Source organism: Gemmiger qucibialis (genome assembly GCF_027689445.1).
GTDB classification, from domain to species: Bacteria; Bacillota; Clostridia; order Oscillospirales; family Ruminococcaceae; genus Gemmiger; species Gemmiger qucibialis.
The window spans coordinates 26,299-44,977 of record NZ_JAQFEN010000013.1 but is presented as its reverse complement, the minus strand read 5'-3'; the positions used below and the strand labels follow the sequence as shown (position 1 = coordinate 44,977).

At 53.5% G+C, this 18,679-nt stretch carries 17 protein-coding genes; 7 read left to right on the top strand and 10 right to left on the bottom strand.

The genetic code is table 11. The features are described from left to right. Window positions 1–70 precede the first annotated feature (70 nt). Complete coding sequence (dapF, locus tag PG062_RS13740) at window positions 71–925, bottom strand: diaminopimelate epimerase (protein ID WP_270752670.1); 855 nt, start codon at window positions 923–925, stop codon at window positions 71–73. Window positions 926–1,318: 393 nt separating this feature from the next. Here dapF and acpP point away from each other — a divergent pair, with 393 nt between their 5' ends. The 3 genes from acpP (at window position 1,319) to PG062_RS13725 (ending at window position 5,139) form a co-directional block, all read left to right on the top strand. After that, window positions 1,319–1,558 (top strand): acyl carrier protein, encoded by a 240-nt coding sequence (gene acpP, locus PG062_RS13735; RefSeq protein ID WP_114000636.1) that lies wholly within the window; start codon window positions 1,319–1,321, stop codon window positions 1,556–1,558. Window positions 1,559–1,605: 47 nt separating this feature from the next. After that, on the top strand, window positions 1,606–3,045 hold the full coding sequence (gene proS, locus PG062_RS13730) for a proline--tRNA ligase (protein ID WP_114000635.1): 1,440 nt from the start codon (window positions 1,606–1,608) through the stop codon (window positions 3,043–3,045). Window positions 3,046–4,068: 1,023 nt separating this feature from the next. Next, complete coding sequence (locus tag PG062_RS13725) at window positions 4,069–5,139, top strand: sodium:calcium antiporter (protein ID WP_270752669.1); 1,071 nt, start codon at window positions 4,069–4,071, stop codon at window positions 5,137–5,139. Window positions 5,140–5,204: 65 nt separating this feature from the next. Here the strand turns inward: PG062_RS13725 and PG062_RS13720 are convergent, their stop codons facing one another. The 8 genes from PG062_RS13720 to PG062_RS13685 all read right to left on the bottom strand — a co-directional run bounded on the left by PG062_RS13720 (window position 5,205) and on the right by PG062_RS13685 (window position 13,482). After that, entirely contained in the window at window positions 5,205–6,347 is a 1,143-nt protein-coding gene (locus tag PG062_RS13720; protein WP_270752668.1) for an LCP family protein, read from the bottom strand. A 35-nt stretch (window positions 6,348–6,382) separates the two neighbouring features. Then, the gene (locus PG062_RS13715; RefSeq protein WP_114000632.1) at window positions 6,383–7,066 is read right to left on the bottom strand and encodes a 5'-methylthioadenosine/adenosylhomocysteine nucleosidase; all 684 of its coding nucleotides are present in this window, start codon (window positions 7,064–7,066) and stop codon (window positions 6,383–6,385) included. A 17-nt stretch (window positions 7,067–7,083) separates the two neighbouring features. Beyond that, a complete protein-coding gene (ychF, locus tag PG062_RS13710) occupies window positions 7,084–8,214 on the bottom strand; it encodes a redox-regulated ATPase YchF (RefSeq protein WP_270752667.1) in 1,131 nt (376 codons plus the stop codon). Between the two features lie 106 nt (window positions 8,215–8,320). After that, window positions 8,321–9,508 carry a tyrosine-type recombinase/integrase gene (locus PG062_RS13705; protein ID WP_270752666.1) on the bottom strand — a complete coding sequence of 396 codons (1,188 nt, stop codon included), beginning with the start codon at window positions 9,506–9,508 and terminating at the stop codon, window positions 8,321–8,323. A 142-nt stretch (window positions 9,509–9,650) separates the two neighbouring features. After that, on the bottom strand, window positions 9,651–9,866 hold the full coding sequence (locus PG062_RS13700) for an excisionase (protein ID WP_333559428.1): 216 nt from the start codon (window positions 9,864–9,866) through the stop codon (window positions 9,651–9,653). Window positions 9,867–9,887: 21 nt separating this feature from the next. After that, window positions 9,888–11,171: a plasmid recombination protein gene (locus tag PG062_RS13695; protein WP_270752665.1), complete on the bottom strand. Its 1,284-nt coding sequence runs from the start codon at window positions 11,169–11,171 to the stop codon at window positions 9,888–9,890. A gap of 348 nt (window positions 11,172–11,519) precedes the next feature. After that, complete coding sequence (locus tag PG062_RS13690) at window positions 11,520–12,884, bottom strand: DNA primase family protein (RefSeq protein WP_270752664.1); 1,365 nt, start codon at window positions 12,882–12,884, stop codon at window positions 11,520–11,522. After that, a complete protein-coding gene (locus tag PG062_RS13685) occupies window positions 12,862–13,482 on the bottom strand; it encodes a CHC2 zinc finger domain-containing protein (RefSeq protein WP_270752663.1) in 621 nt (206 codons plus the stop codon). The genes PG062_RS13690 and PG062_RS13685 overlap by 23 nt, the downstream gene beginning before the upstream one ends. Window positions 13,483–13,697: 215 nt before the next feature. Here PG062_RS13685 and PG062_RS13680 point away from each other — a divergent pair, with 215 nt between their 5' ends. Both PG062_RS13680 and PG062_RS13675 read left to right on the top strand, forming a co-directional pair. Beyond that, a complete protein-coding gene (locus PG062_RS13680) occupies window positions 13,698–14,543 on the top strand; it encodes a sigma-70 family RNA polymerase sigma factor (protein WP_270752662.1) in 846 nt (281 codons plus the stop codon). 34 nt (window positions 14,544–14,577) lie between these two features. Continuing rightward, on the top strand, window positions 14,578–15,486 hold the full coding sequence (locus tag PG062_RS13675; protein ID WP_270752661.1) for a hypothetical protein: 909 nt from the start codon (window positions 14,578–14,580) through the stop codon (window positions 15,484–15,486). Between the two features lie 229 nt (window positions 15,487–15,715). On the opposite strand, the gene PG062_RS13670 is transcribed toward PG062_RS13675, so the two are convergent. Next, complete coding sequence (locus PG062_RS13670; protein ID WP_270752660.1) at window positions 15,716–16,723, bottom strand: acyltransferase family protein; 1,008 nt, start codon at window positions 16,721–16,723, stop codon at window positions 15,716–15,718. Between the two features lie 202 nt (window positions 16,724–16,925). Here PG062_RS13670 and PG062_RS13665 point away from each other — a divergent pair, with 202 nt between their 5' ends. Together PG062_RS13665 and PG062_RS13660 are read left to right on the top strand one after the other, a co-directional pair. Beyond that, complete coding sequence (locus tag PG062_RS13665) at window positions 16,926–17,609, top strand: response regulator transcription factor (RefSeq protein ID WP_270752659.1); 684 nt, start codon at window positions 16,926–16,928, stop codon at window positions 17,607–17,609. Next, window positions 17,596–18,609: a sensor histidine kinase gene (locus PG062_RS13660; RefSeq protein ID WP_270752658.1), complete on the top strand. Its 1,014-nt coding sequence runs from the start codon at window positions 17,596–17,598 to the stop codon at window positions 18,607–18,609. The genes PG062_RS13665 and PG062_RS13660 overlap by 14 nt, the downstream gene beginning before the upstream one ends. Window positions 18,610–18,679: the final 70 nt, after the last annotated feature.

Sequence of the window (18,679 nt, the reverse complement as noted above, 5' to 3'; positions counted from 1 at the left end):
AACCTCGCCATACCTCCAATTTCTAATTTGAGAAAACTCCTAACGCCTACTTCCTAACTCCTAACTAACTTTACACTTCCACGCAACCCACAAACGCCGTCTCCGCCGGGCCGGTCATCAGGATGTTGTCATCCGCTGTGATGGTGATGGAAAGGATGCCGCCCAGCAGGTGTACATCCACCGGAACATTGCGGGGGCACACGCCGCGCAACACCAAAGCGGCCACCGTGGCGCAGGAGCCGGTGCCGCAGGCGAACGTCTCGCCGCTGCCGCGCTCCCAAACCCGCATCACTACGCTGGTGGGGCTTTCGATATAAACAAACTCGGTGTTGACCCCTTCGGGGAACGCCGGGTGGTGCTCAAACTCCGGGCCGATGGCGGCTAGGGCGTGGCCGGTGGGCAAGGTGTCGCAATCCGGCCATTCAATGATGCAGTGCGGGTTGCCGGTGCTGATGCAGGCGGCATCCCAGGTTTTGCCCGCTGCCGTCAGCGGAGCGTGAACCAGCGGCCCGGTCCCCAACCCAACGGCGGGCAGGGTGTCCGCCATCGCAGAAAAATGTCCCATTTCGGCCTGCCACAGCCCTTCGCCTTTGCGGTGCAGCGTTTTACGGCCCGCCATCAGGGTGTCGATCTCGATCACATCCTTCGGAACGCCGTGCGTGTACAAAAACTGCGCCACACAGCGCACCCCGTTGCCGCACATTTTGCCCTCGGAGCCATCCGCGTTGAACATCCGCATGGTGGCGTCGCCGTCCGCCGTCAGCGGCGGGCAGATGCAGATAATGCCGTCCGCCCCAATGGAAAAATGCCGGCGGGAAAGTTTTTGGCTCCAGACGGCAATCTCCGCAGGCAGGCCGGTTTCGCGGCAGTCAAGATAGATATAGTCGTTGCCGCAGCCGTGCATTTTGGTAAAGTGCAGTTGCATAAAGTGCCTCCTTGTTGTGCGGTGTGGAAAGAATCAAATAAAAGAATAAAGGAAAAAGAATAATGGTTGTGTGATGCCCATGGCGTCACATTTTAATCAGGCCAACCACTCCGGCAAAAGCATTCTAGCCAGAGCAGCCCGACTGTTTTATTCGCGCCGCGGGCGGCGCACCAACATGAATTATTATTTATTACTTCTAATCCTATATTATAGCATCCCGCTGCACCGGCGTACAGGGATGTGAAAGCTCCCGGATAAAAAAGTTGCCGGGAAACTTGACAAGGCTGTGCAGATACGATATAAAAGTACTATGACATTCTGTATATGTGTGCCCTGCGTGCTGATACCGGCATGGCAGAAATACGATATTGATACGGGTAAGGAGTAAAAGCTATGGAATCCGAAGTTTTTGAGCGCATCCGCGATTATCTGGCTGACCAGCTTGACATCGAGGCTGAAAAAATCACCCCCGAAAGCGATATTATCAATGATTTTGGCGCAGACAGCCTGGATGTGATCGATATGATCACTACCTTGTCTGACGAGTTCGGGGTCGAGATCCCGGACGAGGAGATCGAAAATTTCCACACCGTGGGCGATGTGGTTGCCTATGTGGAAGAGCATATGCAGTAATGCGGCATGGCAGCATGCAGTTTTGTAAGAAAGTGTGAGGGGAACCAATGGCAAACGATAAGAAAAAAATGGTCGAAGCAATCACCGCGCAGGAAGTTGATTTCGCACAGTGGTATACGGATATCTGCACCAAGGCGGAGCTGGTTGAATATTCCAGCGTCAAGGGCTTTGTTGTGCTGCGCCCCTATGGCTATGCAATCTGGGAGAACATCCAGAAAATTCTGGATGGCCGCTTTAAGGCAACCGGCCACGAAAACGTGGCCATGCCTGTGCTGATCCCCGAAAGCCTGCTGAAAAAGGAGGGCGAGCTGGTAAACGGCTTTGCCCCCGAAGTTGCCTGGGTCACTGCAGGCGGTTCTGACCCGCTGGAAGAGCGCCTTGCTGTGCGCCCCACCAGCGAAACGATGTTCTGCGACCATTTCAGCCATGTGCTGCATTCTTACCGTGACCTGCCTATGCTGTACAATCAGTGGTGCAGCGTGGTTCGCTGGGAAAAATCCACCCGCCCGTTCCTGCGCACCCGTGAGTTCTGGTGGCAGGAAGGCCACACCATCCACGAGACTGCCGAGGAGGCCAAGGCTGAGACCGAGCAGCAGCTGAACTGCTATGCTGACTTTGCCGAGCATGATCTGTGCATCCCCGTGCTGAAAGGCCGCAAGACCGATAAGGAAAAGTTTGCCGGTGCCGAGGCTACCTACACCATCGAAGCCATGATGAAGGACGGCAAAGCCCTGCAGAGCGGCACCAGCCACTATTTTGGCGATAAGTTCAGCCGCGCCTATGACGTTACCTTTACCGGCCGCGACAACACCCTGCAGTACCCCTTCCAGACCAGCTGGGGCGCTTCTACTCGTTTGATCGGCGCTATCATCATGACCCACGGCGATGACGACGGTCTGATCCTGCCCCCGGCCATTGCCCCGGTGCAGGTGGTCATCGTTCCCGTTGCCGCCCACAAACCCGGCGTACTGGACAAATGCCGCGAACTGGCTGCCGAAATCGGTAAGTATGCCCGCGTGAAGCTGGACGATTCCGACAAGCAGCCCGGCTGGAAGTTTGCCCAGTGGGAAATGAAGGGCGTGCCTGTTCGCCTGGAAGTCGGCCCCCGCGATATCGAGAACGGCCAGTGCGTGCTGGTCCGCCGCGATACCCGCGAAAAGCAGTTTGTGAAGTTTGAAGATCTGGCCACCGCAATTCCCGCCGCAATGGAAGCTCTGGCTAAGGATCTGTATGACCGCGCTTTGCAGAACCGCGAAAACCGCACCTGGAGCGCCACCACCATGGACGAAGTGAAAAAGATCGTGTCCGAAAAGACCGGCTTTGTCAAAACCATGTGGTGCGGTGACCTGGCCTGTGAGGAAGCCATGAAGACCGAAGCAGGGCTTTCCAGCCGCTGCATGCCGTTCGAGCAGGAACACCTGTCCGACGTATGCCCGGTCTGCGGCAAGCCCGCCAAGAGCATGGTCGTCTGGGGCATCGCATACTAAGCCAATCCCGGCAGTGCTGTTTTATGCGGCACTGCCGGTTTTTGTATGGGGAAACGGGTGCTTTTTGGGAAACTCAGGGTATATATAGGGCACCGCTGTTGTGCCACGATCGGTGTGTGGCTATTTTTGATTTTTGTTGCCCATTACAAAATAGTCCGTAGGGAACGGTCTATCTCCGGCCTAAGAGCCGGGATTAAAATCCCGGTTGGCCTCCGAAACGCGCCTGCGGGCGCAGTGACCGTTCCGGGAATTTGTGAGAGATGTCTTTGTGATTTTGGTATCAATCCGAAGATATGCGTTGGCTTGCCTTGAGGGTGACTCCCCGCGGGGCGGGGAGATGTCGCGAAGCGACAGAGGGACCGGGCGCTGTTTGCGCGCTGTCCGCGCAGCGGACTGAAGGGGGATTCCCTGCGCAGAGCCTATATGCTATGTTCCAGCTTTCCGGCGGCCAGAGGGCTGGCCGCCCTACCGCGCAATAAATGGCAAATGTCCGGTAATTTTCATACCAGTCCGGGGCGTCGAGGACGCCTCCCCCTACAACAATTTTGAGCCCCATCTCATGATTTTAAAGGATAATCAGGAGAACCCTCCCGGCGGGGTGAGGTCACCCCGCCCTACCCATAAAATTACTGCTCTTCCCCGATTTTTAACGCGAACCTTGCCCCTCAAAATTTCTAATTCCTCATTCCTAATTTCTAATTAACGCCTCCCCCCTAACTTCTAAGGCAATACCGCATAATTCTAAGTGCCGATACGGCGAGCGAGGTGCGGCAGATGCCAAGCCAAAAGCGCAGATAATACTGGATGCTGCAAAGGTGAGCGCCGCCAGTGGCGGAAACAGCGAACCGAAGCAGGGGCAGCGGTCGCAGAGTGCGAGGGGCTTTTGCCCCCCGAAGCACGATGCGGGTACCGCAACCCGACATTATCGAGCATTTTGGCAACGCAGATGCCGTGCCGCAGCTGCCGGAGCGGTGCTTAAGCCGCAAGGCGGGAATTGTGCGGTGTTGCCCTAACTAAAAAACTATGCTTCTTCTCCCTACATTGCTGCTCTATGCTCTGGGCTTGCTGCTGACTGGTATCGGCAGCAGGCTGGCTTCGCGCTGCGCAACGTGGTGCGGGGCGCTGTGCGGGCTGCCTATGTGGATGGTGGGCGGCACGCTGGTGGCGGTGTGTACGGCACTGCCGCAGCTGGTGCTGGCGTTTCTGGCGGCAGGTATGTCCGTTACTGCGCTGGCCGTTGGTACGGCTCTGGCGGGCGCTGTCACCCAGCTGGGGCTGGTACTGGCGCTTTGCCTGCTGCGCTGTAATGTCACGGTGGACCGCGGCGAGCTGCTGCGCAAATGCGCCCTGCTGCTGGTGGCCTGCGGCGTGGTGGCCCTGTTTGTGCGGGACGGCACCCTGAGCTATACCGGTACCGGCCTGCTGATGGGCCTGTTTGTTCTGTTTGTCATGCAGAGCATCGCCTACCAGTACCGCTTTGCGTTCCGGGAGGGGCTGGAGCTTATCACTGTCCAGAAGGAAAAAGGCGAAAAGACCCCGCCGGAAGACCCATCCGGGCGGACCGTCCTGTTCCCGGCTATGAGCATCCGCACCAGCCTGCGCAACCTGGCCGGGGTGGTGGGCGGCATGGCAGTGCTCTGCGTGGGAGCGTGGGCCCTGCTGAACAGCGCCGTGGCGCTGGCCAACCTGACTGGCACCATTCAGGCACAGTGGGCGGCAACCCTGATTTCCTTCGGCCTCTGTCTGCCCCTGCTGGTGGAAGTGTTCGACCATCCCCTAGGCTCTGCCTGGAAGCGATTTGCGGAAAAATGCCGCATCTACCCGCCGCAGGCACTGCCCATGCAGGTGCTGAACAGCGCCATTTTGAGCATCACGCTGGTGCTGCCTGTTTCCAGCCTAATGTACCGCCGCCGCTTGCCGGTGGGTGAACAGTTCCGCCAGTATGATATCCCGTTCTGCGTTTTGATGGCATTGATCCTGCTGCTGCCGCCGCTGGTCAAAAAGCGGCTTTACCGCTGGCAGGGCAGGGTATGCCTGATACTTTATGTTATGTACCTTGCCGCCGTGCTTATCATGCCGCGGGCAGGCGCATAACTCAAAACAAAACCGCCCGGCGGGAACATTGCAGTTCCACGCCGGGCGATATTTTTGTAATGTGTTTATTGGTTGTTGTCTGTATGATACAGAACATCCATCAGGTAGGTCTGGTTGGCAGCCAGGTCCGGTACCAGTACCTGCATGCCGCGGATTACCGCGCCGGTATAGGTGCCCTCTGCCGGAATGCGGTAAGAGTGCTCACTGTCAAAATTCATCTGCAAAGCTTCCATCGCATACCCCAGAATTTCGCCGGAGGTCATGTCGGTGGTCAGCAGTGGCAGAACCTGGTTAATAAAGTTGACGATGGAAACAGCATCCATCTGTTTCACTTTATTGGTGATCGCCATCAGCACAGCACGCTGGCGGTCGGTGCGGGCATAATCGTTGCCCAGGGAGCGGTTGCGTGCATGGATCAGGGCCTGCTCGCCGGTCAGGTGGTTTACCCCTTCATGCAGGTTCCAGTCCGTGCGGAGCTGCTGTGGGTAGGTTACATCTCGCTTTCTGCCGCAGATATAATCTGCCTCGTCCTGGGTCAGTTCTAGGTCAATGCCGCCAATGCTGTCGATCAAGGTCTGGAACTCGCCAAAGTCAACTTCCACATTCCCAGCAATCTCTACACCAAAATTGGTGTTCAGCGTGCTGTCCAGCAGATCCATGCCGCCAAAGGCATAGGCTGCGTTGATGCGGTTGTCGCTGTAGCCGGGAATCTGTACATACAGGTCCCGCATAAAGGAGGTCATGCTGATCTGTTTGGTCTTTTTGTTCAGCGTGACCATGATCATGCTGTCGGACCGCTGGCGGTCCTGGCCTTCGCGGCGGTCCTGGCCAATCAGCAGCAGGTTCACAATGTCTTTGTCCTGCATCACGCTGGTGTCGGCCCCGTTCCAGATTACATCCTCCGGGCTCAAGGTATCATCGGCGTTTTCGTCCGATTCAAAGGTCTCTTCCTGTTGGGAGACTGCCTCGGTGGCCGATGCACGCTGGATGTGCCCCAGCATGCCCTGCAAAGCGGCATAGCCAACGAATATCAACAAGAGGAGTGCAATGCCAAGAATCAGCAGTACCCGCCCCCACAGCGGAATAGCCGCCCAGCGCGTGGCAGGCTTTGCGGCCGCTGCGGGCTGTTCCGGCGTTTCAGTCGGGGCCGGAGCAGAAACCTCAGGTGTGCCTTTTATTTTGCTTTCTTCTTCACGTGTAATTTTCATCTGTTTTATACTTTCCCTAAAAGTGTTTTCCCCAATTACAGTGCTTCGATCATATTTGCCACAATGGCAGTGGCAGTTTTGATGTATTCGCCGATGCTGAACTTTTTCACGACAAGAACTTCATAACCGCTCTCGTCCGCGTTGTCGCTCATGGCGCGCAGGATGACGCAGGGCACGCCGTTGCGGGCGGCAACCTGGCTTACAGCAGCGCCTTCCATCTCCACGCAGTCGGGCTGGCATTTGTCCTCGATAGCCTTTTTGGTGGCGGCATCGCCAACAAAAAGGTCACCGGTGGCAATCTTGCCGGCAATGGCCTTAACACCACAGGCGTTGCAGGCATCCAGTGCAGCTTTGACCAGGGCCGGGTCGCCGTGGTACTCTGCGGTGAACGGTGCGCTCTGGGCAATCATGTCGTTCTGGGCGTCGTGATATACCACGGTTTCGCCCACGCAGACATCACCAATGCCGATCTTGCTGGTCATGTTGCCTGCAATGCCGGAGAAGATGATCTTCTCGGCACCGTACTTGGTAATTAGAACCTGCACGGTGGAAGCGGCGTTTGCCTTGCCCATACCGGCGCAGCACACAACGACCTGGCGGCCGTTCAGCATGCCCTGGTGGTACTCCACCCCGGCGTAAGTTTCTTTGGTCACCTGCTCCAGCTTGGCACACAGCTGGTCAACTTCATCGGGCATAGCGCCCATAATGCCAATGATCATGGTATTGCTCCTTTTTATCAGACGTTGAAGAGGAATTCGATCACATCGCCATCATTCACAACGTATTCCTTGCCCTCGGTGCGCTGCAGGCCCTTGGCCTTAACCGCAGCATAGTCAAAGTTGTTGTCGGCCAGTGCGTCATAGCTGATGACCTGGGCGCGGATAAAGCCGCGCTCAAAGTCAGAATGGATTTTGCCGGCAGCCTGCGGGGCTTTGGTGCCGCGCTTGATGGTCCAGGCGCGGCATTCTTTTTTGCCGTCCGTCAAAAAGCTGATGAGGCCCAGCAGATCATAGCTTGCCTTAATCAGGTTATCCAGGCCGGTGGATTCAATGCCCATCTCGTGCAGGAACGCCAGCTTTTCTTCCTGGCTGGAACCGGCGATATCTTCCTCGGTCTTGGCACAGATGGGGATTGCCTGTGCGTTTTCCTCTTTGGCGCGGGCGGCAACCAACGGATAGTACGGGTTCTCGTCCAACCCGCCCAGCAGGTCATCCTCGCCCACGTTGCAGGCATAAATCACCGGCTTGGCGGAGAGCAGACCCAGTTCTTTGCGAGCAGTGTTCTGGCTGTCGTCATCCGGGTCAAAGGCAAAGGAACGGGCGGGCTTGCCGCCTTCCAGATGAGCGGCAAGCTCTGCCAGCCAGGCAGCTTCGGCAGCAGCGGTCTTATTGCCGGTCTTGGCGGCTTTCTGCTGGCGGCCCAGGCGGTTGCTGACAACTTCCAGGTCGGCCAGGATCAGCTCCAGGTCGATGGCGTCAATATCGCGGATGGGGTCAACGCTTTCCGGCTTGTTCACATCCTCCACAACATGGATGATGTTGTCATCGTCAAAGCAGCGCACCACATGTACAATGGCATCGCACTCGCGGATATGGCCCAGGAACTTGTTTCCCAGACCAGCGCCCTGGCTGGCACCTTTGACCAGACCGGCGATATCCACAAACTCCACAATGGCGGGGGTCTTTTTGTCTGTCTGCCAGATCTCGGCCAGTTTGTCCAGCCGGGCATCAGGAACCGGAACAATGCCGGAGTTCGGCTCAATGGTGCAGAACGGATAGTTGGCTGCCTGAGCATTCTGGGTGCTGGTCAGCGCATTGAACAAAGTGGATTTACCAACATTGGGCAAACCGACAATACCTAATTTCATATATCTCAACTCTCTTTCATTTTTCTCGTGTCTTCAATGGTTTCCGGGTTTCGAGGGGTGTCCTCCGCACCAATTCCGCACCAATTTTTCAGCAGCGCACCATTTTTCAACTTGCCAGACTGGTGTTTTGCTCAAACTGTTTGATGGCGTTGGTCAGGGAATCATCCGTGACATGGACATAGCGGTCCATGGTTGTTTTGATGCTGGAATGACCGAGCAGCCTTTGCAGGACTTTCGGCAGCACTCCGCTTTCAATCGCACGGGTCGCATAGGTGTGTCTCAGAGCGTGCATACAAAACCGCTTGATCTTAGCCTCATCGCAGAGTTTGTACAGATGCGTGTCATAGGAACTGTTTTTGGCAGGTTCTCCGGTACGATAATTGATAAACACCAAATCTCTCATACAGAGATACTGGGGCTCTCCGGTACGGCGATCCACATATTCCAGAATTTGAGACAGCAGTTCTGATTCTTTGCGGGTGTGACGTTCTTCGTAGCACGATTTTAATACATCGTATGCACGGGTTGTCAGCGGAATGGTGCGGTAGCTGCTATTGGTTTTGGGAGGACCGGCACGCCAGATTCCTTCACTATGGCGGTATTCCAGCGTTTTGCTGACGGTCAGCGTCCGCTTTTTCCAGTCAATAGAATCCCAGGTCAACCCGATCATTTCCGAAGTCCGCAGCCCGGTCTCCAACAGCAGTACATACTGCCTGTAATTGTGAGATCGCTTTGCGGTTTCCAGAAAAGCTGCCTGTTCTTCTACGGTCAGGAACTTAATGTCATCCACAGCACGGACCGGCTTTGAAAAACGAACTCCGTCCATGGGATGCTTGATGAGCATATCGTTCATGACTGCTGCACGGAACATGGTTCCCATCGCAATATACGCCTGACGGATGGTAGAACCTGCATAAGTTGCTTCCATCTTGTTCAGAACGATCTTGCAATGCATCGGTTTGACATCACACAAGCGCATACTTCCGATGACCGGCTGGATGTTCACTCGATACCGTTCCCGGTAATTTCTCTTGGTGTTGGGTGCCAGATCTGCAATCAGATGGGTGATCCAGAACTCAAACCAAGAATCCACCGTCATTTCGGAGGAAGGATTGTGAACATCGTGCTTATCCTCGTACTGTGCATCGGCAAGCCAGTTGCGAGCTTCCGGGAGCGTATCAAAATGCTTTTCCTTGCGGGAACCGTCCTTTGCGGTATATCTTGCGGCGTACTTACCGTCTTTTCTCTGGCAGATACCCTTTCCACATTCTCTGCCTTTTAAGTTCTTGCCCATATAATGAACTCCTTTCCTTAGAGTAGGAAACGTGAGTTCATCACGACACTCTACTCTAACACAAAAACACAATTTTTTCAATATATTACGCCGTTTTTGGTGCGCACCAATCAGTGCCCGGCGCACCAAAAACGGCTGTTTGTCAAATCGCAACCCGACCTTCGATAAACTCCTCAAAAGCCTTGCGCTTTACCAATTTTTTAGTGCCCACATACAGGACAAAGGGGCAGTTGGGTTGTTTCAGCATCTCGTCGATTTTGTTGATTCCGATGTTGCTGTATTCGGCTGCCTCACGAATGGAGAGCAGCATCTTACGATCAATGGGCAGGTTCGTTGCCTGCTGGTTCTGATTCATCATAGGCAGTAAAATTCCTTTCTTTCAGCGTTCCATATCTTGCTTGCGGCGAATAGGTTTGGTCGGTTGCCTTGCTTGTCGGGTCCGTGTCAAAATGGCATCAAAAAAAGCCCGTACCTTTTCAGGTGCGAGCTTGACGGCGTCCAGATACGGCTGGACCTCTTTCTTCAATTCTTGGTATGCGTTGTACAGGGCATCGTATCTCTGTTTCCAGATGGCAGCACTCCATTGGGCGCTGTGCAGCTTTTCTTCCAAGTGGCTGTTTTCCGCTTTGATCAGAAGACCAGTGACTGCATAGTCCTTGAGGATATTGCACTCGGATGGAGTGAATGAGACATTGCCGGTAATGGTCTTTTTTCCCATGGAGCGGATTTCCTGCACAGTCAAAGCAGCGGTGTGCTGCTCTTTCGCCTGCTTTTGCAGGGATTGCAGCTCCTTTTCCTTTTTTTCAATGGCGGCCTGCGTGTCATTTAAGGTCTGCTCCGTCTGAGCGATCTGAGCGGTCATAGTCTCCAGACGCTGCTGCTCCTGTGCCACCTTGAATTGGGTCACTGTCAGATGTTCCTCGGTGCTGCCACGCTCTCCACGCTCCACATCGGTATATCCAGCAGCTTTCATATAGTTGAAGAAATCGTCTTGCAGGACACTGTACGATGCCCGCAGAACTTTCTTCCCCTTGGCGGTCAGAAGCGGATTTCCCTGCTCATCCAGAGCCACCCTGGATTCCCACTTTTTGCTGCGGCTGACCTGCATGATGGTCTCCTTGACCGTGCCCACAAGCGACTTATCCTTGCACCGCTTCGACCAGAGAATCTGTTTTTCCACCACCGGGACATAGACCACATGAAGGTGGTAGTGGTACACATCCTGACCCAGAGCTTCCGACATAGCCCGGTTGCGCTCATCAGCGTGCATGACAGCGGAGAGAATATACTGCTCACCACCCACGATCTCCACAGCTGCTTTGTATGCGTCGGTGTAAAATTGTTTGGCATATTCATAGCCGCCGTGATTGTGGAAGTAAGCGGAGTTCACATCGAAAATCAGTTCCCCGTATTTTACCGCATCGGCCTTCAGGCCACGGGTGGAGATAACGCCATCGGCAATCATCTGATCGAACATGGCAGCATAGCTGTCGGTGGGGGTTTTGAAGTGAATATTCCGGTGGGTCTGGCTGGTATCAATATCCTGGTTGGAGTAGTTGTCCTTTTCTCGTTCATTGTGTTCCTGCACCTTTGCCACATCATCAAGGGTGGGCAAGTCCTGATTACGGGCAAAGGTACGGTCGATTCCGTCATTTCTGGCCATACAAGTCAGCTCCTTTCAGCTCAGTAGCAGACGGCTGGGGGACGGGGATGCACTTCCTGCGGGAAGTGTAATAACCCACTATGACACTTTCATCCCGAAGGGCTGCAAAGTGCCGTGGGCTCTCCCGAGGGGGGATTGCGGTCATTGCGATGACCGCTGCTGAACTGCCCGGAAACCATCTGCATCGTTTCCTGTTGTTCAGCCCGGACAGCCGATGTTCTGCCAAACACCAGCCATCCGGCAGCAAACAAAGGCGTGCTTTGTCTGCCGTTTGGGGTGCGATACGAGAGTCCCCTATAGAGACGGTTTTGGGTGAAATGCTGTGTACATACGTACAAAAGCACCGAGTTACTCGGCCTGCCTCGGTACGTACGTATCTTCCGAAACATTAGAAAATCCGTTTATATAAGGTCTGGCAATCGCTTCAATTCCGAAAAATCCCCACACCCGCCGCCCGGCGATGTTGGTGATTCTGTTGCAGTATTCCAGATTGTACTTGCCCTGATTGGCGATCACAGCATCACTAAAGCTGCGCCGCTTCAGCGCCGTAAGATTGTTTTCCTCGCACCACATCTGGTAAATCTCATACAGTTCTTTAGAACTGATGGTACTGTCTGCTTTCAGCCGAATATATCCCTCGGATTCCAGAAAATCAAAAATATTATTATTGTCCCGTTTGACAGCCTCCCGGTTGTCTTTGGTGCGCTGGCTCTCGGTAAACTTGAAGTTGTTGGCAGCCAGCCTCTGCAAGCCCTTACAGGCCCACAGCAGGATGCCCTCCACCTCGGCCTTCATTTTCTCGGCCAGGTCGGGATCATCCACACGGCCAGCAGGCTTATCTTTTGTGGTCAGCACCAGCTGGCGGCGGTAGAACCCGTCGCTTCTGTCAAACAGTGCCTGCAAATCGCCGTTAGAGAAGGCCAGCAGCCGGGCGCACATCCATCCCTGATAGCTCTGCTTGCCCTTGCGCTCCAAATCCATCTTGCCCTGGGCGGTGACGATGGATTTTACATAGTTGGTCTGGCGCAGGGCTTCCATCCGCATATCGTCATCCACACACAGAAGGATATGCTCCAGGTCGGCACGGGCAAATCGGTTCTCGGATATTTTCCCGATGCTACCATCCTTCATGTTGGAGCCGAACAAAGTTCCCAGCACAGCGCCGATCTGACTCTTGCCTTCACCGCCATTGCCTTTGATGACCATCATCCGCTGGCCCTTGTTGCTGGGGATCAGGCAGTAGCCGATGTATTCCTGCAAGGTGGGGATGTCCTCCGGGTAGAGCAGGCCGTCCAGAAATTGCAGCCAGAGGACGGGTTTCGGGGCGTTGGGGTTGTAGGCCACGGGGAACCGGTTGCGGACGATTTCAGATTTTCCCTCCACAAATTTTCCGTCCAGAAAAAGCGTCCCGTTGGAGAGGTGAATCCGGTCCGCCTTCGGTGGAAAATCCTCCACCAGCGCCGCCAGCTTCATCAGCTCCACAATGTTACTGATTTTGCGGGGGATATTGCTGACCGCACAGCATTTCAGCTCCTCAAAAATCTCTCCCCGCAGGGGCAGCTCATCGGTCACACGGCCTTCGGGCGTGAAAAAAGCCCCGTTTGTGAAGAGAATCTTGTGCGTCTGCAAGAACTCCTCACAAAACAGGGCTTCGTTGATGTTTTTTCCATCAAACCAGACGGGCATTCCGTCAGGCGGATTGTTTTTCTTCATAGGGCGTTTCCTCCTTCTTTTGTCGTTCCAGCCGCTCCTCCAAGCTGGCAATCAGGTCCTCTTTGTTCAACATTTCTACGATTCTTATCCGTTGTTCCAGTTCGGCGGCAATGAGCAAATCCGCCAGATACTCCACATAGTCCAGCATCTGGCAGGCTTCCACAAACCGGTCATCCAAAGCATCTTCCGGCACCTTGGGCGCATACTGTACCTTCCAGCGTTCTAAAAGATGCAGATAATCGCACAGCACTCGAAGGCAGCGCATTTCCTCCTGTCGGTATGCCGTCAGCAGGGGGCGTTTCGGCTTGGGCAGAGCGATGGCCGCCGGAGGCTTATCCGGGTCAATCCCGAAGTTCTGGGCCAGTTTTTGTGCCGCCTCGAAGCTGCTCAAGCCAAATAGCCTTGCCACAAGGTCGATCACATCGCCGGTGGCCCCGCAGCCGAAGCAGTAAAAGTACCTCTCGTTCAGCTTCATGCTGGGATGCCGGTCCTCGTGGAATGGACAGCGGCACATCCCACTGTGATTGACCTGCAAGCCGTAATGTTCCGCTGCATCCCGCACTTGAATCGTTTGCTTCACCAGCTCAAACAGCGTCATTTTCGCTCCCTCCCCTCTGAAAAATGATTGGATGCCGTTTTTTCCATAGAACCTCTCTTTCTTGCGCTTCCGGCGCAGCTGTTGTATAATATTGGTGTAGTTCCGAAAAAAGTAATCTGCTTTCAGATTATCCTTTCACTGATAGGAGAAATCCCGGGTGTAAAACGGAACCATTTTTTGAAAAATCATAAAAAATTTTTGAAGGGGGTGGAGTCATGGCGGATCTCACAGCTGATGAGCTTCTGGATATCGAAGATGGCTTCACCGAATGGAATGAGGACGCAGCCGCCGGATCGACGGAGGAAACGCTGGAACAGGCCCTTGCGGAAGAACGCCTGACAGAGCTGGAAAGTGAGCTGGAGCAGGACGAGCATCCTGTTGATTATGATGCCGAACTGGAAACCGAGGAAGAAGAAGCGGCTCCAGTCAGCGAAAAGCGGTTGAAGCGGGAGATCCGGGCCGAATCTATACGTCGGCTGGAGGAAGCGGCCCGCACTGAAAGCGATTTCCGGGTGGTTGTGGACGAATGGAACAAGCTGGACCGGAACCGGGAGCGCCGGGAACGGGATCACGAAAACCTCCGTGGAGATGTGCCTCTGGAATACCAGGCGGTGTCGGAACCAAAGCTCATCCCTCGATGGATGAACAACCCTGCATACCGGCAGCTGATGGCGGGAAATTTTCTGGACATCCTGTTTGACTGCCCTTATGAGATGCACCAGTTGAGCGCCGACCCATTTATCTCCGGCATGATCAAAAATCTCAGTGATGAACATAAAGAAGTCCTGTATTTTCTCTCATTGCGGTTGTACAGCACCACCCGGCTTGCTGCCATGCGTGGGCAGTCTGACCGGAATATCCGCAAGCTGCGGAAAACCATCCATAAAAAATTGCAGCGCCAAATGTATGACCATCTGTGCTGCAAACCGGAAAATAGCCTGACCTTGCGGGAACGCCGTTTTTTGGAGGAATACTCGAAAATCGCAAAGAAACAGGGCAAGGACGCCGTGATCCGGCGGGAAAACAAGACCAAGCGCCGAAAAAAGAAAAAACGCCCCTGATGGCAGAGGCGATGAAACAGAAAGGGCACGTATAATGAAGAATCTATTTGAACAATCCCGTTCTCATTGGGTGCGCTACGATCATTATGAACTGAAAACTGCCGAAGATGGCAAGCGGTACATCACCCCCGGCAAAAGCGCAAAGCCGGATGTCTACAATCCGCTGAAAGAGGTTCCCAACATTGTACTGGATGCGCTGAATGTGGGGATGCTGATGATGGGGCGCAAACCGGAGGCCGAGGTGGAAAAAGCAGTGATGGAGTTTGTCACCCGGTACGGCCTGCTGGGGTTGATGACCGCCCTGCCCACCACACCGACCTTTATGGACTACGAGGCGGTTTACCTGCCGAAAAACCACTTTATCAGGGAAGAATCCATGGCGACGGACCAATATCTGTCCCTGTTTTACCCCTTTGACCAGCTGGACGTGGTGAAGAAGGGCATTGAATCCACATGGAATGTGTCCGGAGACCGGGCCATGATCGCTTTGACTATGACCTTCATGGATGAGCCGATGGCCAAGAACATGAGCTTCCAGCGGGAGTATGCGGAACCCTACGACTGGGTAGCCCAGCAGTTCAAGGACTGGGCCTTTACGCTTACCACCGCCTTTTTCTACTACAATGACTATGACTTCATGGGCGAGGACGAACGTGGGCTACACCGCAAGGCTATGGCCGCATTTGGGGGGATCGCACCCAGCTATCACATTGAGCTGCTGGATAAGCCCACCATCTATTGGGATTTCCATTCCCTGCTACTGGGCATCCAGATGATGTTCAGCTTTATGCTGGTGGACGATGACCAGCCCTTGCGCCTGTGCAAGCATTGCCATAAGGTGTTTTTGGGCAGCCGGTCCAATGCCGCATTTTGCAGCGCCCGGTGCAAGAATCAGTATAATGTCTACAAGAGCCGTGAGAAATCCAAGGGGGAAAAGGACTAATCAGGATACTTCTTGCCCCACCGGAACCCGGATCTAATGGGGACACTTTTGATACCCTTGTTTTTGTTTTTTGGTGTATATACGAACCGTCCCCGTATTGTATATTTTACGACTTCAGAAAACACAAAAAATCCAGCAGATTTCAACCCGGTATAAGGATGAATTCTGCGGGATTTTATATTATTCATGACACCGGAAAGTCACATTGGCACAAAGATTTATGCGTAAATTATGTGACAACCCTTTCGGCGAGGAACTTTATGATGCTTCTGCTTAATCCATCCAACAAAAAGGAAATCACGAAGCTGCCTACTGTTAAAAGTAACAGCCCGCTAACCCAGTAGAGAGGCGTTACACGGTGATTGACAAGAACGGGGACTATCACCAAGGTAATAGCCAAGTGATGTACAAGGAAGACTCCAAAACAGCGACGGGATAACCAATGCAAAGCCTTTTGAAGAAACGGACCACAAAACAGGAGTAACTGCCCTAAATAAAACACCATTACAAACACTCCAACACTGGCTGCGGTTACAATCCAATATTCAGGACACCCAAGGCCATACAGTACCAAAGTGGTCATTCCTGCTAAAATTCCTGGAATCCAAAGGGATGGGAGACACCCGCCCAAAAAGATACCCATGAAAAACAACGGCAGCTGGCCAATCAATGTGGGATAAAGCTGCCCCGGATTTTCCACAAAACAACAAGCCAACCAGGCAAAGAGAGCTCCTACGGCGGCGAAAACAACTCCCCGGCGTCGAATCATGCGCCAAAGTACAGGAAAAACAGCGTAAAGGAACAGAATACAACCCAAATACCACTCTCCAATTTTGTAAAACGTAGGCGTGAAAGACTGAAAATATCCATCTACTCCCACTATAGAGAGAAGCAGTTTCCACGGAGCTACGCCTTCATTGTTGCCACATATAATATCGCTGTAAATAAAAATGGGAAAAAAGCAAAGCCAGAAAAGAGGGTAAATGGCCAGAAAACGTCCCCAAAGATAGCGCTTCATGGACCAGCTGCGGCTTTTTTCCTGCCAGCACAAGCAAGATCCAGAAAGGAGAGTCATGGTGTATACCGCCACTTGGACCAGCGGCTCCATAGCGGGAAGAAAATCTGCTGGACATAGTCCTCGAACAGCGGTTTCTACCTGATAATGATAGAATACTACCACCAAGATTCCGAATACCCGAATCAAATCCAGACCGGGAAGATGTTTGAACTCTTTCATGGCCAGCCTCCTAAACTCTCTTGACATATAAGATAGGAGGCATTTCTTTCTATTCGATGACTTGGAAGGTGACAAAGTTGTCAGAAACAATGTATTTACCAGGAAGATTACATATCAGATGACAGATCAGTCACGCACAGAGTAATATTCCGTGATAAAATAATATGGCACATTAAACATTTAAAGTGAGGAAATCATCCCAATGGTTCGGATATTGTTGATTGAAGATGACTCCACTATTACAGCCGGGCTGGCGTATTCTCTGGAACAGGAGGGGTGGAGTGTCACTTGCAAGGGCACTCTGGCGCAAGGGAGAAACGCCTTAGAGACTGGAGAATACCAGCTGCTATTGGTGGATGTCGGTTTGCCTGATGGTAGCGGCTACGATCTGTGTGCTGCTGCTAAAAGCAGGAATATTCCGGTGATTTTTGCCACTGCAAGAGGGGATGAGGGAAGCGTAGTACTGGGCCTGGATATGGGGGCTGACGATTATATCGTTAAACCCTTTCGGTTGCGGGAAGTGGCCAGCCGCATCCGGGCCGTACTACGCAGAGCGGCCGGAGAGCGGGAGCAGTTGGTTCGGTTGGGGGAACTGGCGGTAGATACACAGAAAGGCCAAGTGACCCGTAACGGAACTCCCATCTTGCTTACCGCTCTGGAATACCGATTACTGCTTACTTTTCTGTCTCATCCTGGACAGACTCTCACCCGGGGGCAACTGTTGGAAGGCATCTGGGATGTGGCAGGAAATTTTGTCAATGACAATACCTTGTCTGTGTATATCAAGCGACTGCGTGACAAGCTGGAAATGCCAGGACACCCTCTCATTTCCACTGTGCGTGGAATGGGCTATCGGCTGGAGGTAGATGGCCATGACAAGAAATAAGGAATTATATCTGCCTATCGCCCTCAGCATGGCTCTGACTTTGGTTTCAGGGCTGCTCTGTGGCTTTTTGGGTGGCCCCTGGGCAGCACTGACAGGGAGCGGGTCCGTTCTTCTCACCACACTGCTCTGGATGAGCACAACATGGAGCCGGTATAAAAAGCTGCAGGAATTAGGAGAATACCTGGCTTCGGTATATGCAGGCGGGGAACTTCTGGATATTCGTGACAATCGGGAAGGAGAACTGAGCCTTCTGAAGAACGATCTGCACAAGATTACCGTTACCCTGCGTCAGCAAAGTGCCCAGCTGGCTCATGACAAGGAATTTTTGCAGCAGCTTCTGGGCAACATTTCTCATCAACTGCGCACCCCTCTTACCGGAATGCTGGTTATGGCGGACTTGCTGGCACGACCAGACCTACCGCTGGAAAAGCGCCAGGAATTTACCGGGCAGCTTACTGCACAGCTGGAACGAATGCAATGGTTACTGGAGAGACTTTTGACCTTGTCCCGGTTGGATGCCGGGTGCCTGGAACTGGAACGAAAAACCGTTTCACTGCCATCTTTGCTGGATAGAGCTACTGCTCCGGTAAGGGTGGCCCTGGAACTGCGTGGCCAGACTTTAAAAGTGGAGTGCCCTCAAGACCTCCTGTGGGAAGGGGATGAAAAATGGACCGCAGAGGCTGTAACCAACCTGGTGAAAAACGCTTCTGAGCATTCCCCGGAAGGAGGCTTGGTAAAAATTTCCGTGAGCAAGGATGTACTGAATCTTTGGATCACAGTGGAAGATAATGGCCCCGGTATCCCGGAATTGGATATGCCCTATTTGTTTCGGAGATTTTATCGTGGCAGTAATGCCGCTCCGGGCAGCGCTGGTATCGGCTTGGCTTTGGCGGCAGAATTAGTTCGAGCTCAAGGCGGCAGTGTGGTGGCAGAAAATCAGACCCCAGGCCCTGGTGCTCGTTTTATCCTCAAATTGCCCATACATCCCGGTAGTTTGTGACAAAACTGTCACCCAGACAGTCATCAAGAGGAAAGAAACAGCCAGTATACTCAAGATGTGGGGGCAACAA